Annotated in this window: 13 protein-coding genes; 7 read left to right on the top strand and 6 right to left on the bottom strand. The window is 56.3% G+C overall.

The window, feature by feature from the left end:
- Positions 1–30: 30 nt before the first annotated feature.
- The 5 genes from P775_RS24175 to P775_RS24195 all read right to left on the bottom strand — a co-directional run bounded on the left by P775_RS24175 (position 31) and on the right by P775_RS24195 (position 7,834).
- A complete protein-coding gene (locus P775_RS24175; RefSeq protein ID WP_099913386.1) occupies positions 31–1,305 on the bottom strand; it encodes an MBL fold metallo-hydrolase in 1,275 nt (424 codons plus the stop codon).
- Entirely contained in the window at positions 1,302–3,053 is a 1,752-nt protein-coding gene (locus P775_RS24180) for a restriction endonuclease subunit S (protein WP_099913387.1), read from the bottom strand. Before P775_RS24180 ends, P775_RS24175 begins: the two co-directional genes overlap by 4 nt.
- Complete coding sequence (locus P775_RS24185) at positions 3,050–4,498, bottom strand: class I SAM-dependent DNA methyltransferase (RefSeq protein ID WP_099913388.1); 1,449 nt, start codon at positions 4,496–4,498, stop codon at positions 3,050–3,052. Before P775_RS24185 ends, P775_RS24180 begins: the two co-directional genes overlap by 4 nt.
- 3 nt (positions 4,499–4,501) lie before the next feature.
- Entirely contained in the window at positions 4,502–6,955 is a 2,454-nt protein-coding gene (gene hsdR / locus P775_RS24190; protein WP_099913389.1) for an EcoAI/FtnUII family type I restriction enzme subunit R, read from the bottom strand.
- Between the two features lie 121 nt (positions 6,956–7,076).
- A protein-coding gene (locus tag P775_RS24195) for an IS5 family transposase (RefSeq protein ID WP_099913390.1) occupies positions 7,077–7,834 on the bottom strand; the annotation gives its coding sequence in 2 pieces (ribosomal slippage) (positions 7,077–7,516 and positions 7,516–7,834; 759 coding nt in all).
- Between the two features lie 60 nt (positions 7,835–7,894).
- Between P775_RS24195 and P775_RS24200 the strand changes: the two genes are divergently transcribed.
- The 4 genes from P775_RS24200 to P775_RS24215 all read left to right on the top strand — a co-directional run bounded on the left by P775_RS24200 (position 7,895) and on the right by P775_RS24215 (position 13,083).
- A complete protein-coding gene (locus P775_RS24200; RefSeq protein WP_099913391.1) occupies positions 7,895–8,263 on the top strand; it encodes a hypothetical protein in 369 nt (122 codons plus the stop codon).
- Positions 8,264–8,339: 76 nt separating this feature from the next.
- Positions 8,340–9,359 carry an IS30 family transposase gene (locus tag P775_RS24205; protein ID WP_099913392.1) on the top strand — a complete coding sequence of 340 codons (1,020 nt, stop codon included), beginning with the start codon at positions 8,340–8,342 and terminating at the stop codon, positions 9,357–9,359.
- Positions 9,360–9,538: 179 nt separating this feature from the next.
- Entirely contained in the window at positions 9,539–11,770 is a 2,232-nt protein-coding gene (locus P775_RS24210) for an AAA family ATPase (RefSeq protein ID WP_245875846.1), read from the top strand.
- The gene (locus tag P775_RS24215) at positions 11,770–13,083 is read left to right on the top strand and encodes an McrC family protein (RefSeq protein ID WP_099913393.1); all 1,314 of its coding nucleotides are present in this window, start codon (positions 11,770–11,772) and stop codon (positions 13,081–13,083) included. The genes P775_RS24210 and P775_RS24215 overlap by 1 nt, the downstream gene beginning before the upstream one ends.
- 517 nt (positions 13,084–13,600) lie before the next feature.
- Here P775_RS24215 and P775_RS24220 read toward each other — a convergent pair.
- The gene (locus P775_RS24220; protein WP_099913394.1) at positions 13,601–14,152 is read right to left on the bottom strand and encodes a metallophosphoesterase; all 552 of its coding nucleotides are present in this window, start codon (positions 14,150–14,152) and stop codon (positions 13,601–13,603) included.
- Between the two features lie 452 nt (positions 14,153–14,604).
- Between P775_RS24220 and P775_RS30035 the strand changes: the two genes are divergently transcribed.
- The 3 genes from P775_RS30035 to P775_RS28650 all read left to right on the top strand — a co-directional run.
- On the top strand, positions 14,605–14,805 hold the full coding sequence (locus P775_RS30035; RefSeq protein ID WP_425439932.1) for a helix-turn-helix domain-containing protein: 201 nt from the start codon (positions 14,605–14,607) through the stop codon (positions 14,803–14,805).
- A 369-nt stretch (positions 14,806–15,174) separates the two neighbouring features.
- Complete coding sequence (locus P775_RS24230) at positions 15,175–15,759, top strand: TnsA endonuclease N-terminal domain-containing protein (protein WP_143520988.1); 585 nt, start codon at positions 15,175–15,177, stop codon at positions 15,757–15,759.
- The coding region (locus P775_RS28650; protein ID WP_218967764.1) for a hypothetical protein at positions 15,756–16,091 on the top strand (336 nt) is incomplete at its 3' end. The genes P775_RS24230 and P775_RS28650, both read left to right, overlap by 4 nt.

Consider the following 16,091-nt stretch of genomic DNA (forward strand, 5'->3'; position numbering starts at 1 on the left):
TGCCCTTCAGTAGATGCAACGTTTCTGATTTCAACGCTTCAGAACCACATGCAACGAGAAACCCGAGTGCTGATCCACTTGCACGGGACGGAACGACCAGAAATCGCGCAACACCTCAGCATGCGGGTGGCCGTAGCTGTGGCGCGGATCCGAGCTGAAGACGCTTATTGTGGGCGCAGCCAGCGCGGCAAGTCCTTCGTGCCAATTTGCCCGGGCGCCATGGTGCGCGACTTGAAACACGCTCGTTCGTCTTGCCCGGCGTGCGTCAACGTAACCCTCCAAATTGTCCCACTTTGCAGGGCGGCTCAGGTTCCCATCGCCGGTTAACAGGATCGCCCCTCTCGTTTCATGTTCCTTCCAACAGCCGCAAACCCCAATAAGTCGGTGATAAAAGCATTCGCAGTCGCAGATGCTCTGCCCCGTCCAAGGGCCAACCGCGCCCCCATAAAGCGTCAGGCTGACATCGTTCATTGCCGCTCGACCGAAGGTCGCCTCATACAACGCCCTCAGAGCTTTAAGCGCCGTCTTCCGTTTGGCATCGTTCCCATTCAGGAGTTGATCCCGCAAAGCGTCTACCTTTGCGGCGAACCCAGCCGGATCAGATGGTTCCGTGTCCGGATCGTTGTATGGAACGAACTCCCAAACGCCTAAGACGGAAATCGCTAGACCGGGCCGGAGCATCCGCACGCCGTCGTCCCCGTGATTGTCTGACAGGTCCAGTTCATCAGGTGAACATGGCTCGCCCGGGCCCGACGACTTGTCGGAGTCATCTAAGTCTTCGGGGGCTGCGGTTGGTTCGGCCGGGAATGGTGGCCCATCACCGTCAGATGGCATGACGAACAAAACCTGTCCAAATCCATCACCTGCCACCTGGGCGAAGTATTGTACAGGATCGACAAAGAACAACATCTCCGGGTCGTCTGCCCTCAGCCCCTGTTCAAAGCCGATCAGCAGACGGTGCCACAGCGGCGCCCAAGGCAGCATGACCGTCTCGGCACCGATCTCATTCAGCAGGTCAACCACGCCGCTGATATGGTCGTTGTGGAAATGCGACAGGGTAAGAAGGTCGATTTTTTCACCTTTGCATACGCCTTTCAGGTCAGTGATGGCGTTGGTGACCAGCCGCTTGTTCGTGCTGGACCCACAGTCATAGACCCAGCGATACGGTCCGACCGGAGCAGGTTTGGTCCGCCCGTGAGTTTTGACGCGCTTCGGCTTCTGTGGTGGCCAGTGCTCTACCGAACCAGTGGCAAACAGACCCTGACCGACCGGAAAGAACCGATGGACCGCGCGGATCTGGGTCATGCGTCGGCTGTTTCTGCGGCAGGCTCCAGCGCCTCGTGCAGGAGGGCGTTGAGGAGTTTGCTGCGGGTGGCGGCGGTGGTGGTGAGGCTGGCCTCCAGCTGATCGCAAAGGGTCATCAGGGCATCGACCTTTGCCACAATGCGGTGTTGTTCGGCGAGGGGTGGGAGCGGGATCGGAAGAGGCTTCAACTTTGCAGCCTTTATACCCTTGGCTGTCATTCCTGTCGCCTGTCCGTCGATCAGAGCTTGCATGACTTCGCTTGTCAGCGCGAGCATGAGGTAGCGCGTATCGATTGTTGCGTATGGTTGAAAACAGATGACCCGCTGTGCCAAAGCAAATGGCTCTTCGATGTCATTGAGGCAAACATTGGCCAATGGCGCTTCGGTTGTGAAAAACAGATCACCCAAACGCGGAAAACCTCGTGTCATCCACTTCTCGAACGTCTGCTCAGATATGTATTCACGGGGTTCTCGATTGAGGGCTCCCATTCGCACGTTTTTCGCGGTGATCAGCGGTACGCCACCTTCTGTCTTAGGCGGGGTATTGCCTCGATAGTCTATAAAGAGAAATAGATTCTCGAAGGACTGCACCTCCCAACCAAGCGGAAGGTCTAAAGGATAACCTTCTCTCTTTGCGTCGGGGGCTAGCCTTATTCTAGCGTCACCCGTTTCCTTCTTGAGAGCGTCTTTCCCGGCCTTGAAACGCTTCAACAATTCCGCCGCCGGTTCGTCCGCCGCATCCTGCGCCACCAGCTTGCCGCGCACGGCGAGGTTCAGGATGGTTTGGCGGAGGGTTTTGATTTGGTCGGGGCGGGTGGTGAGGGTGGGGAGGGATTGCAGGGCGAAGCGGGCGTGGGATTGGAAGGCTTCTGCGTCGGTCTCGGGGGCGGTCAGGCGGGCGAGGCTGGCGGTGGTCAACCGATCCCGCACCGCCTCGCGCCCCGCGCGGGCCTGTTCCAACTGATCACACAGCGCCATGAGTTCATCGACCTTGGCCACAATCCGGTGCTGCTCGGCGAGGGGTGGGAGGCCGAATGGTAGATTGAGCAAGATTGACTGGTTCAAGTTTTGCATAGTCGAACCGATAGATGAACTACCCAGATATTCCCTTCCAAAGGGCGACCCGATCACCAACACGAGAAACCGAGCACAGAGAAATGTAGAAGGTCTTAAAATAAGACTGCCTGTGCCACAGAGCCATCCGGCCTCATTTTCTGTGACAATCGCACACCGTCCCATCTCGCCTCGTCGCGCCAAGACAATGTCACCAGGGCGCAACTTGAACGAAGCCAATCGCTCAAGCGTTGTGATGTCGACGGCCATCTTTTCTATCGGCACGATCCGCCCGTCTTGGAGTGAGGCAGGATTGATGACGGGTATGCCGCCCAAGCAGTAATCGCTTTGATGCAGCGAGCTGCCAAATGGGCCGGTCTGAAGCTCGTTAAGAACTGCCTCGACGAAAGCCGGTCGCCAAGGTGGAGGAATGGCGAATGCAAGGTCGCCATGAGATATTTGATCTCTTGCTTTAAATTTTCCGATCTCCCCAGCCTTCAACAGCCGCGCCTTCTCCTGTGCAATCCGCTTCAACAACTCCGCCGCAGGCTCATCCGCTGCATCCTGCTCAACCAGCTTGCCCCGCACGGCGAGGTCCAGCACGAAGCGGCGCAGGCGGGGGATGGCGTCTTCGGCATCAGAGATGCGGTCGTAAAGCTCCAGCAGGCGGGTAGATGAAAAGGTGGTGTCCTTCATCGCGCAAGCGCCTCGGTCAAGATGGCTTTCAACTGATCGCGCAGGGCGGCTGTCTCGGCCTCTGCCGCTGTCAGATCGGCCAGCAGGGTTTCGGGATCGCCATGATCCTCGGCCACCGTATGGGGGTTCTTGACGTCAAGGTTATAGCCGCGTGCCTTGATCTCTGCCGCCGTGACCTTCCACGCCTGCGGGCCTTCGACCCGCCCTTCGCGCGCGGCCCCGCCCCACCATGCGGCGCAGTCGTCCAAATGATCGAGCCGGATCGGCCTGGTCATGGAATAGGCTTTCTGCGTCTCGGGCACTTTGTGTTCCCAATACCAGATGTCCTGTGTCGGCGTGCCCTTTTCAAAGAACAGGAGGTTAGTGCCGATGGAGGCATAGGGTTTGAAGACCGAGTTGGGCAGCCGCACGATGGTGTGCAGGTTGCATTCCTCCATCAGGTGTTCCTTGAGCCGGGTCTTGATCCCCTCGCCGAACAGCGAGCCGTCGGGCAGCACCACGGCGGCGCGGCCACCGGGTTTGAGCAGGCGGATGATCAGGGCAAGGAACAGATCGGCGGTTTCGCGGGTGCGGAAGGTGGGGAAGTTGGATTCGATCCCGTCCTCCTCTTTGCCGCCGAAGGGTGGGTTGGTCAGCACGATGTCGACGCGCTCATCTTTGGTCCAGCTGACCAATGGTCGGGCCAGCGTGTTGTCGTGGCGCACGAAGTCCGGCTCTTCCACCCCATTCAGCAGCATGTTGGTGACGCAGAGCATGTGGGGCAGCGGTTTCTTTTCCACGGCACGCAGGGCGCCCTGCATCAGCGCCTCATGCTCGGAGCGTTTTACGTAGTTTTCGCGCATGTGGCGCATAGCGCAGGTCAGAAAGCCACCGGTGCCGCAGGCAGGGTCAAACATGATCTCGCCGGGCTTGGGGTCGATCTGCTGCACCATGAAGGCCGTGACGGCGCGCGGGGTGTAGTATTCGCCCGCGTTGCCCGCGTTCTGAAGATCGTTCAGGATCTGTTCGTAGATGTCGCCGAAATGCTGGCGTTCGGTCAGGTTGTTGAAGTCGACCTCGTTGATCTTGTTGATCATCTGCCGCATCAGCTGGCCGGATTTCATGTAGTTGTATGCATCCTCGAACACGTCGCGGACGACCTTGGCGCGGGGGCCTGCATTGGTGGGCAGGGATTTGAGATCTGGGAACAGGGTGTTGTTCACGAAATCCAGCAGCGTGTCACCCGTGATCCCTTCCGGGTCAGCAGCCCAGGCGCGCCATTGCAGATCAGCTGGAATGGGCGAGGCGTAATCATCCTTGGTAAGTTCGAGTTCCTGATCCTGATCGTCGATGATCTTGAGGAAGAACATCCAGCAAAGCTGGCTGATGCGCTGTGCATCCCCATCCACGCCGGTGTCTTTGCGCATTATGTCTTGGATGGATTTAACGAGGGTGCGAACGGACATCGGTTATGCGCTTTCTTCGTAAATGGCAGATTGCAGGTCCTGGACGGCCTGTTCGAACCCGGGTTTTCCACCGAAAGCATGGACGAGTTCAACCACGCTTCCCATGCCGCTGAAAGGTGCGATCTTTAGGACACCGAGGTCGTTGAGGTTCATTACGCCCTCGTCCGCGTACTTTTCAAGCAGTGCTTCGAGCACTGCCCTCGCCTGAGGACCGTACTTGGCGAAGACATCGCGTTTTTTAACGCCGTCGGCCCGCTCGCGCCGGGTCAGAGGTTTAGCATCGAAAGCGATGTGACAGATGAGGTCAAACGGATCCAGATCTTTACCAAGCTCTGCCGCGATCACATCGAGCGGCAGGCCCTCTGCCTCCAGTTCCTCGAAAAGGGCCTGTTTCCGGCCTTCGCCTTTCCAGCGTTTCAGGAAGTCATCAAGGCTGGAAAATTGCTGTTTCAGAGCCTTGCGAGTGTAATCGCGCAGGGATTCTGTTACTAACTTGCCGTTCTCGTCGAGATACTCGACCCGTTCCGCTACAATGACGGCACCTACCCCATCAACATAGACCTTGCGGAGAGGAGTACCTCCGGTGGTGCCACCGACTGGGTCCAGCGGATCGATGAGCACAGTTTCATCGACACCCGGATCTGGCGACAATGCCTCACCGTCATCGCCAGGTTGCAGCACTTCGTCCGGTGGTGTGATAGGATCATCCGGGCCGGGCTGATAAATCTGAACCGGTTCGCCATCAAATTCAGGATCGGCAAAATGACTGGTTGCGCCACGGAAATCCATCACGGTGAAAAAAAGTTTCTGGGTATCCTCATGCACTCGCGTACCACGACCGATGATCTGCTTGAACTCGGTCATTGACCCGACTTCGCGATCCAAGACAATCAGGCGGCACGTCTGCGCGTCAACGCCGGTGGACAGAAGCCGGGAGGTCGTCACGATCACCGGATAAGGTGCCTCGGGGTCGAGGAAGTTCCCCAGTTGATCAAGGCCGTCCTTGTCACTGCCCGTGATACGCATGACATAGCGGTGGTTCTGGGTCGCGAGATCAGCATTCTCATTGATCAGTGCTTGGCGCATCCTAGCCGCATGTTCCTGATCAACGCAGAAGACGATCGTCTTGGCCATCCGGTCGCCGCTTTGCTTCAGGAATTCCGACACTTTCTTGGCTACAAGTTTGGTGCGATCTTCCAGAACCAGTGTCCGGTCAAAATCTTTAGTATTGTAGATGCGATCCTCAACCTCTTCCCCATCACGGTCGAGTTGCCCTTGGACCGGGCGATAACCCTGCACATCTCGATCGATATGGACCTTGATCACCTTGTAAGGCGCTAGAAACCCATCGCGAATGCCTTGTTTCAGCGAATAGCTGTACACTGGCGCGCCAAAATAATCGATATTGGAGGCATATTCAGTCTCTTTTGGCGTGGCGGTCAGGCCGATCTGGGTCGCCGATGTGAAATGGTCGAGTATTTCCCGCCACGCGGAGTCGTCTACCGCACTGCCCCGGTGACACTCGTCGATCACGATTAAATCAAAGAAATCGCGCGAGAACTCCTTGTAGAGCTTTTGGCTTTCATCCGGACCGGTAATCGCTTGGTATAATCCGAGGTAGATTTCGTAAGACGTGTCAATCCGGCGACGCTTGTCCAAAGCCAATGTCAAATCAGTTGACGTACCATCCGCGCGTTCAATCGTTTTCGCCTTCGTCGACAGTTTGGCCATATTGCCCGCGAATGGCCGGAAGTCGTTCACCATCGTTTGGTCGATGAGCACATTGCGATCTGCCAAAAACAGGATACGCTTTTTCTGGCCCGCTTTCCAAAGTCGCCAGATGATCTGAAAGGCCGTGTAGGTCTTGCCAGTGCCGGTGGCCATCACCAACAGAACTCGATCCTGTCCTTTAACAATCGCCTCAACCGCAGCGTTCACTGCATTTATCTGATAGTAGCGCGGAGTCTTACCGCTGCCGTCGTCAAAATAATCCTGTAGGGCAACGCCTGACGCATCTTTAGACAAGCCTTTCCACTGGCAATAACGTGCCCAGAGTTCCGCAGGTGAAGGGAACTGGTCCAGCGAAAGTGTGACTTCAGGAGAGGGGCTCATGCCAGTTCGATCGTGAAGGACAAAGCCATCGCCATTCGAAGAAAACACAAATGGAATTCCCAGCGTTTCTGCATACTCCAAAGCTTGCTGCAGTCCAGCGCCAATAGATTGGGTGTTTTCCTTCGCTTCAATTATTGCGATTGGAATATTCGGCTTAACGGAAAGGATGTAATCAGCGCGTTTTCCCTTACCGCGGCTCACCAACTTTCCACGAACAATTATTCTACCCTTGGTAAAGCTGACCTCTTCTCGGATTTGACTTAATTCATCCCAGCCCGCCCGACGAAGTGATGGTGTTATGTACTTCGTACAAATGTCACGCTCACTAAGTGACCGTTTGTCCATTAAGTTTTTTCCTAACTACATAAAGCGCCACAAAAGTAGCAAATCGAATAAACCTTTTATTTTTGGACCTTAGACGGATTTTCAGCCGTTCAGCAACGGCTAACGGCTGTAGGCTCTGGACTCATAACCAAAAGATCACGGTTGCGGCGAGAGCGATGGCTGAGAGAAAGACTTTGGGGCTTCGGTCATAGCGTGTGGCGACGCGTCTCCAGTCTTTCAAGCGTCCGAACATAATCTCGATGCGGTTGCGCTTTCTGTAGCGACGCTTGTCATATTTGACGGGCGTGTCGCGTGACTTTCGACCAGGGATGCAGGGCGTTATCTTCTTGTCGACAAGGGCTTCGCGGAACCAATCCGCGTCATATCCCCGGTCGCCCAAGAGCCAGTCCGCGTTCGGAAGACTGCTCAGCAATGCCCTCGCTCCGGTATAATCGCTGACCTGACCGGCCGTCATGAAGAACCGGATGGGCCGCCCACGCGCATCGGTCACAGCATGCAGCTTGGTGTTCATACCGCCCTTGGTTCGCCCGATCAGACGTCCACGCCCCCCTTTTTTGACCCCAGACTTGAGGCCGTGCGATGTGCTTTGAGGTAGGTCGCATCGATGGAGATCGTCTTGTGGTCAGAGGCTTCTGCCGCCAATCCCGTCATGATCCGCGCAAACACGCCCATATCACTCCACCTTTTACAGCGGTTGTAGAGGGTTTTGTGGGGGCCATACTCGGCCGGTGCATCTCGCCAGCGCAAGCCGTTGCGATTGATGAAGATAATGCCGCTGAGGACACGCCGATCGTCGACGCGCGGCACGCCATGGCTCTTCGGAAAATAAGGCCGGAGCCGCTCCATCTGAGCCTCGCTAAGCCAATACAGATTACTCATCAAGCCCTCCTTGGTTCGAGGACGGTGAATCATGCAGGCCTCGCAGCATCAACCCGATTAATGGGTCCTGACCCTAATCCATTTGTCTGGGTCCCTGCTGCAATTTTGGGTGTAGGAGGTGGTGGCTTTGAGGCGGTGTGCGCCTTCCTCGTTGATGAGCGAATAACTGAATACGAAGAAGTCCTAACGATAATGGAATCGTTTGCAGCACACGCCGACCCTAAATATTTCCAAATTGTAAAAAACGCTATTCCAGCTTTTATCAATCTGTCTGATGGTGAAGGGTCATGGATTCGTTACGATATTGAAGACCTATATATCGCCGACGGGATGTTAAAGAGTAGGGACTGGGGGCCTAATACAAAGATTGGGAGAATTGTTCTTTTAAGCGACAATGAGGTTTTTCAGAGCGATAGTAAGAAAGATTAGATACGTTTTCATCCAAAATTCTTGGTCTCAAGATTGAAGTGCGACACCCACAGCCCGAAGGGCATAGGATGTTGGCATGGAAAGTCACTACAAGCACCCGAACGCCGAGGAACGTGGCGTGATTTTTGCGGAGAACCGGCGGGGATCGAGCTTGCGTCAGATCGGTCGGCTTCTTGGGAGGCATCATGGCACCATCGGGCATGAACTGAAGCGAGGAAAGATGCCTTGCGGGTATGATCCACAGGTGGCGAGGCTGGCGCGGGATGCGGCTCAGTTGCGTTCGGGTCGACGGAAAAAACTGGTCCCCGCAGGCCCATTCTATGACTGGGTGCGCAACCGTCTGATCCATTGGCGCTGGTCGCCAGAGCAGATCTCGGCCAGACTGCGGCGCATGCATCCCGATGATCCCAGTCAGCGCGTCAGCCACGAGACAATCTATGCCGCGATCTACGCACAGCCCCGGGGCGGGCTGAAGACGCTGATGATCGAGGCACTCAGGCAGGCCAAACCGAAGCCCGGCGCCCGGCGCACCTCTCTGGCGGGATCTTCTATCATCCCGGAAACGCTGCGGACTATCCATCGTCCCGAAGACATCGAGGCGCGTCTTGTTCCAGGCCACTGGGAGGGGGACCTGATCAAGGGCGCCTTCAACCGCTCGGCGGTGGGCACGGTGGTCGAGCGCAAGACCCGCTTTGTCATTCTCAGCAAGATGAACGGCTGCACCGCCAGCGCCGCCCTTGAAGGGTTCACGCGACAGATGAAACGGTTGCCCGTGGCGTTACGCCGGTCCATGACCTATGATCGTGGCTCGGAGATGGCCTGCCACTCGGAACTGGCGCGACGCCTGGAGATCGATATCTGGTTTTGCGATCCGCACGCGCCCTGGCAGCGCGGATCCAACGAAAACACCAACGGCCTGCTGCGCCAGTTCTTCCCGAAAGGCACGGACCTGAGCGGCCTCAGTCAGACCGAACTGAACGACGTCGCACGCTTGATGAACAACCGTCCCCGCAAGACACTGGGATGGAATACGCCTGCAGAAGCCATAGCCGAAGAACTCGCGGCCATCAAATCAACCGTCGCACTTCAAACTTGAATCCAAGATTCCCCAAGTATATTGCTTTCTCTTGAATGTTGTGGCGATCTTGCGCTCCGATCACGCCATCTGTGCGTCTTGCGATTTTTTTGTAGTCCATATCGCGTGAACTGAGCCGAATTTTGGGTCTTGGTGACAGGTTTGTAGTTTGGGGTGAATGCCGTTCGTCCAGACGGCGGATGGAGCCGCGCGACAAGATCGATGTGCAAAGCACGCTCTGGATCGCCCACAATTACAAGGATGAGGACATGGCAACATTTTCGCGGGAAGCGATCGAAGGGGCGATGGATGCATATGATAGCTATCTCAAGTCAGGCGAGCATGGTGCAATCTTCGATAGCTTCGGTACGCCGCGCGACTACTGGGTGCGTTCGACGCGCGAGCGTACCAATCGAATCTACCCCTCCAAGCCAATCAATTTTTGGCTTAATGGCAACAAGGCGAGCTCTGGGGGTTGGGCTGGCCCAAAATACTCAGCTGCAGCACTGCATAATTCCGGATTTATCATCGTAGATAGTGATGACAATCCGATTGACCCGCCAACCCGGGACTATTTGATCGCAGGTGCTGATCGCATCCGCCTGTGCGCTCGAAACTATCATATCGAACCGGCCCGGGAGAACGGCGCAGCCGAAGTTGCCATACGCGCCCGCGATCTCGGCCACGAAATGGGTTTACGCGAACGGCATCCCGCTATTTGTGGCGCGCTCGGGAGTAAAGATTTCCAGCGATATGCTCAGGTTCCACCGCCAAAGTACACCTTGCCAAATCCCAGCAGCTCCACTGTCTTCACTTTTCACCTCGCCTCGGCGGAAGGGCACGAACCGATGACATTTGAACCCATGACCGCAATTCCCACCCCCACTAACCTCATCCTCTACGGCCCGCCCGGAACCGGCAAAACCTACGCCACGGCCTGGGAGGCAGTGCGCCTTTGCCTGGACGGGGCCGCAACCGAACTGTTGCGCGATGACCGCGATGCCCTGATGACCGAATATCGCCGTCTTGTTGGTGAAGGTCGGATCGAGTTCGTTACTTTCCATCAGTCTTTCTCATACGAGGATTTTGTCGAAGGGCTGCGGCCTACGACAGGGAATGATCAGGAAGGCGACGAAGAGGGTGCAAGTAATTCTGGCGGTTTCAGCCTCAAGCCTCATGCCGGAGTATTCAAGATCATCAGCGAGAAGGCACGGCTCGATACTGGCGATGCACCCGTCACTCGACTCGACCGATCGCGCCCAATCTACAAGATTGCTCTCGGTCAGCGCGGCAGCCAAGAGGACCGAATCCGCGAAGGCCTCGATGGTGGATTGATCCATCTCGGCTGGGGCGGCGATATCGACTGGTCGGACGAACGCTTCGATGATTTCGAAGAAATCCGAAGGGCGTGGAACGAGCAAAAGGATCCCGAAGCATCCGGCAAGGACCCCAATATTGAGATGCTCTTCGCGTTCCGGTCCGGCCTTCAGGTCGGCGACTATGTTGTCATCTCTGATGGCCGTGACGGTTATCGCGCCTTTGGACGTGTGAACGGCGAGTATTATTTTGACGCCCATGCCGACTTTCATCCTCATCGGCGCAGTGTTGAATGGATCTGGCGCGACGACAACGGGTCTGAGCGCGCACCTTTCTACGCACGGAACTTCCGCCGCCAGTCCGCCTATCGGCTCGATCCGAACCGGGTCGACTGGGATGCGCTGGAATCGGTGGTGATTGATCCCAACGCCGAGCGGCCTGTGGCCAGTGCGCGCCCGCATGTCCTCATCATCGACGAGATCAACCGGGCCAATATCTCCAAAGTCTTCGGCGAGCTGATCACGCTGCTCGAAATTGACAAGCGGCTCGGCTGCGAAAACGAAGTTAAAGTCCGGCTTCCCTATTCGGGGACGAGTTTTGGCGTCCCAGCCAACCTGCATATCATAGGCACCATGAACACGGCAGACCGTTCGATTGCTCTGCTCGATACGGCCTTGCGCCGCCGCTTTACGTTCCGCGAACTAATGCCCGACGTTGAAGAATTGCGTCGGGCGCTGGTGGCGCGGCAGCTTGATGCCGCAAATCTCGAGGGGCTCGATATATGCAAGTTACTGCAGACCCTCAACGAGCGGATCGAATATCTCTTTGATCGCGAACACCAGATCGGCCATGCTTACTTCACCGGTTGCACGACCCGTGCCGATGTAGACGAGGTCATGCGCCACAAGGTCATCCCGCTTTTGGCAGAGTATTTTTACGAAGACTGGTCAAAGGTCGCCGCAGTGCTCGGCGATGGCGACGGTGTCAAAGGCTCTAACTTCCTGGAAGCTAAACGATTAGTGGCTCCCCTCGGCTTTGAGGATGATGAGCTGGGCGGGGACAAGCTGCGCTGGACTGTAAAGGCCAGTTTCGATTTCTCGGACTTTGCAGCCTGATGCCGACGTACACGGTTCGTGAATGGAACAAGCTTGCCTATGGCGACGCCAAGGGGCAGATCGCGGCTCACCATGCCGACCGACTAGCGGGGCTGGCTGCCCGATCCGCCTTTGCTGGCCGCGGCGGCAGCGGAGTGCTCGAGCATGGCCGACACGCGTTGCGTGCCCGCGGCGTGGTCGGCATTCTGGCGGCGGGCGATGCAAGCCTAGAGATCTTGCCAAAGATCGATGTGGCGTCCGATGAGACACCAGATCACCAGAACGCGGCGATCCGCAAACAACTGGTGCATATGCTGGCCGTCGCGCTTAATCTCAAGATCGATCTCGGCGTCATTACCGATCTCGCTTGGCAGCGCGAAACCCTTCTGGAAATCCTGATCCGCATCTTTTGCGATAAGCTGACGGAAGCCCTTCGCAAGGGCATGCCGCGCCGCTACGTCGGTCGCGAAGAAGAATTGCCGACTTTACGTGGCCAGCTCGACGTTACCCGCCAGTTCACCCGTTATGCGGTCAATCCTTCACGCCTCGCCTGCCGTTTCGACCTTCTATCGGAAGACACGCCGCTCAACCGGATCATGAAGGCGGCAGTAGTACACCTGTTTCGCCTCTCGCGGCACAGCGCCAACCAAAAACGCCTGCGTGAACTCGCCTTTGTTTACGCCGACATCTCCGATGTGACGGTCCCAGCGCTGCTATGGGATGAGGTCGTCATCGACCGGACCAACCGATCCTGGCAGGAGCTATTCGCCATGGCGCGACTCTTCCTGCATGACCGCTACCAGACGACGACAGGCGGGACGGGCCGAGGCACCGCCATGCTGTTCGAGATGAGCGCACTGTTCGAAGAATATGTCGGGCGGCTGATCGCTCGCGCGCTGGCGGGAACCGGGCTCACCGTCTCGCTACAAGGTGGACGCCTGTTCTGCCTCAGCGCGCAGGACAGCGAACGCGAGCTGTTCCAGACCAAACCCGACATCCTGATCCGCAGGGGTGGTAAGGTAACCCATGTCATCGACACCAAGTGGAAGCGGATATCCTCGAGGATCGATGACCCTAAACAAGGCGTCTCGCAGGCCGATATCTATCAGATGATGGCCTATGCTCAGCTCTATCCCGCTCCCCGCTTAACACTGCTCTATCCCCATCACCCCGGCCTCGGATCCAAAGACGCTGTTCATGCCCGCCATCGCATCATCGGGCATTCCACTATTCTCGAGACCGCGAGCATAGACGTGTCGAATAATGCAAATATACTTAATCGCATCCGACGACTACTTATCGACGATGAGGCTATGATCGAAGCCACTGGCTGACCGAGCTCGAAAGCGCTTGCGCCACAAATCAGCATGCTGAAAAATGAAGAAGGTTGGACTTCAGGCCCATCCGCTCCGCCATTGTCCCCATTGCGAACCAGTGCGATGTCGGGCGTCATGCTGTTCGTGCCGTTCACCAGTCGCTCGATTCGTGAACGTGGTACACCAAAAGTATCCGATGGGGTGGACGCCCCCCGGCGGCATCAAAATGTGCCAAGGTAGCGCGATCGCACCGGTTCCTAGCGGAGCCATTGTACAGCTCTTTCAGAACTTCACCTGGGTGTACCGGGTCGTCATGCAAGCTCATGGCGTGTCCTTTCATTGGTAGCCTAAAGCTTGTGCCCATTCACGGCGAGAGACATGAGCGACGTCTTTGAAGAGCAGCTTCGATCAGCAGAAGGGGTGCTTGTGAGGTCAAGCACCATATCGGTAATCGGATCCTGCACTGTAAGGCGGCGTAAGGATCCGATAGCTAATACACTGGCGAAGATCGCGGATCTGCATTTTGGCACCAACACTATAGCTCATTCCCATGCTCGACATCAGTCCAATGCTTGTTCACAGGCAGACGTTTGGCTCGCCTTGCGATATCTTTGATTTGCACTGGCCTGAAATCCCATTGGTCAACGCCGATGTTGACGCTGTTCCTAGACCCTTGCCACTGATCGTGTACATGGCCGAAGAGTTGCAGCGCGCCGCGTCGTGCGCCGTTCCAAGTGATCATGGGGTAGTGGCAAAGCACCAGAGCATGCTCACCGTCTTGGATCTCAGCCAGGTTTTCGATGCTCTCCCAAGGCAGTGAGACCACGGCCTCGTCGTCATGGTTTCCGATGATAAGATGTTTGCGGCCTGGCAAGCTGTGAAACCAGTTTTCGAACCGTTTGGTATCGTCTGCGCGCCCGAAAGCGAAATCACCGAGGATCCACAGGTCATCGTCGTGACCGACGCATGCCTGAAAACTCGCGATAATGGCAGCATTCATCTCAGCCACCGATTTGAACGGCCGTCTGCAAAACTCGATGATGCGACTGTGACCGAAGTGAAGATCGGCCGTGTACCAGTTGGCCATGTTCCCCCCATCGCTACACGGCTTAACTGTAAGCCACAGCAGCGCTAATTCGCAATGCGTTTGGATTGAAGTTGGCACTACATGTTGATCGGATAATCCTAGGCGCGAAGACTTGAGAGAAACCTCGAAAGAAGCGTTTTAAGCTGCTCGATTGAAGCATTCTCCACGCTTTTTGGTGGCCCTTTGTGAGCGGCACTATCCTACAAGCTGCTGAACTGGTGGGCGTCAATGTATATGTTTACCTCTCAAGTAACTGATTAATGTATATATTTACCTGAAAAGTTCCGACTTCGTTCCCCCCTTTAGTGGAGGGTGATCATTTATTTCTCAAATAATCTTCTTTGTTTGTTGACAGCGCAGACACTGAGAGTCCATGCCAGATTCGGAGCCGACCTAAACACCAGAAGAATGGAGCGGGCTTGGGCATGGTACTAGATTTAGATCGGCATGGGATGATCGTCACCCGGCTCGCGGCGAAGGGTATAACGCTTTCGCAGATCGCGCGGGAAATTGATCGAACACGCGGGCTGATTACCTCCGTGTCACAAGGGCACTATCGAAGCCGCCGAGTTGAGGAAGCCATCGCGGCGCATCTCGACTGCTGTCCGCCAGACATTTGGCCCGACCGTTACGATGATGAGGAGAACACATGACATGATCTAACCAAAACGAAAAAGAGCCTGGAGACTGCAATCTCCAAGCCCTTCATTCGGGTATCTAGGACACCCTCTTTCCAAGTCCTCGATACCCCCTTCTCGATCATCAAGTCAAGCGTTTGGCGCTCCTGTTGGCGTGCCAAACCGAAACGTTTGTCATTTGAAAGGGGTCTTCCATGGCCATCTTCACGCGCATGTCCTGCGCGCCGGGCTACATCGGTTCGCCTTCTCCAGCCCATTCCGCCTCCTGTTGTGGGGAGGGCGGCAATGTCTAACCAAGTTATCAAAGGCTTTGTGCTTCCGGAGCCGTCCCGGGCCACGCGCCCGATCTCACGGAAATCGCGCGGAAGCTGTCGGGGTTCCGCTGTGTTGTACATCGGCAGTCATCGGCAGATCGTCGTCTATGAGAGCCTTCTGGAGCTCATGTGCATCCTGCTCATCATCTCTCGTGGCGATGTGATCGATGTCTGGGATCAACCCCCCGCCATCCATTTTAGCTGTCCAGATGGCAGCCATCATCAACACACCCCGGATTATTTGGTCGAACTCGCAGACGGCACCCGTTTTGCAGTTGCGGTGAAACCAATTGACCGGGTGAAACATCGCAATTTCGACATTGAGCTCAGCTACGTCGCCGCCTGTATGCCGCCATCCTACGCTGATGGCCTGATCCTAATGTCCGATGCAGATTTCACGCGGGCACAGGCGCTGAATGCACAGCGGTACCATGAATTTAAAAAGAAGCCGGATGCCCAGGCGGATCAGGCGCTCGCTGCAGTTGTCGGACAGCAAACTGAGCCGACAACGTTGGAGGCACTCGTCGAACAGGTCGGTCTGGCGGGTCGCGGTTTTCGCGCCGCGTTCAGGGCGATCATCGAAGGGCGCCTCCGTCAGCTTGTACACGGAAAAATCGGACTGCAAACGCTGGTTGTAGCGGAGGGAACAGCATGATCTTTCCCTACCAGCCAGATGATACCTTCATCATCTATGGGACGCGCTACAGCTGTGTTCACCAGACGGATGCGCTCTGCGTATTGGAGCCAAAAGATCCCGCTGAAGGCGAAACAAAAACGCTCAGTCGCACCGAAATCTCCTTCCTCCGACGCAGCAACAACTGGCGTTACATTCCAGGGCCACGAACCAAGGAGCGGATGCGTGCCACAGCGTCACGGGGGACGAAAGCTCTCCAATTAGCACATCCTGATGATCGGGAGAGTGCCATTTTGACGTTGCCCCCAACTTTTATCCAGCGTGAGCGAGACTCCGGGTTTGAGTTTTGCCGA

Origin of the sequence: Puniceibacterium antarcticum (assembly GCF_002760615.1) — a bacterium.
Lineage (GTDB): Bacteria > Pseudomonadota > Alphaproteobacteria > Rhodobacterales > Rhodobacteraceae > Puniceibacterium > Puniceibacterium antarcticum.

Bases quoted from the DNA above. Each gene is read 5' to 3' on its own strand.
- P775_RS24175 (WP_099913386.1), bottom strand. From the start codon at position 1,305: ATGACCCAGATCCGCGCGGTCCATCGGTTCTTTCCGGTCGGTCAGGGT.
- P775_RS24180 (WP_099913387.1), bottom strand. From the start codon at position 3,053: ATGAAGGACACCACCTTTTCATCTACCCGCCTGCTGGAGCTTTACGAC.
- P775_RS24185 (WP_099913388.1), bottom strand. From the start codon at position 4,498: ATGTCCGTTCGCACCCTCGTTAAATCCATCCAAGACATAATGCGCAAA.
- hsdR (WP_099913389.1), bottom strand. From the start codon at position 6,955: ATGGACAAACGGTCACTTAGTGAGCGTGACATTTGTACGAAGTACATA.
- P775_RS24200 (WP_099913391.1), top strand. From the start codon at position 7,895: ATGGGTCCTGACCCTAATCCATTTGTCTGGGTCCCTGCTGCAATTTTG.
- P775_RS24205 (WP_099913392.1), top strand. From the start codon at position 8,340: ATGGAAAGTCACTACAAGCACCCGAACGCCGAGGAACGTGGCGTGATT.
- P775_RS24210 (WP_245875846.1), top strand. From the start codon at position 9,539: ATGGAGCCGCGCGACAAGATCGATGTGCAAAGCACGCTCTGGATCGCC.
- P775_RS24215 (WP_099913393.1), top strand. From the start codon at position 11,770: ATGCCGACGTACACGGTTCGTGAATGGAACAAGCTTGCCTATGGCGAC.
- P775_RS24220 (WP_099913394.1), bottom strand. From the start codon at position 14,152: ATGGCCAACTGGTACACGGCCGATCTTCACTTCGGTCACAGTCGCATC.
- P775_RS30035 (WP_425439932.1), top strand. From the start codon at position 14,605: ATGATCGTCACCCGGCTCGCGGCGAAGGGTATAACGCTTTCGCAGATC.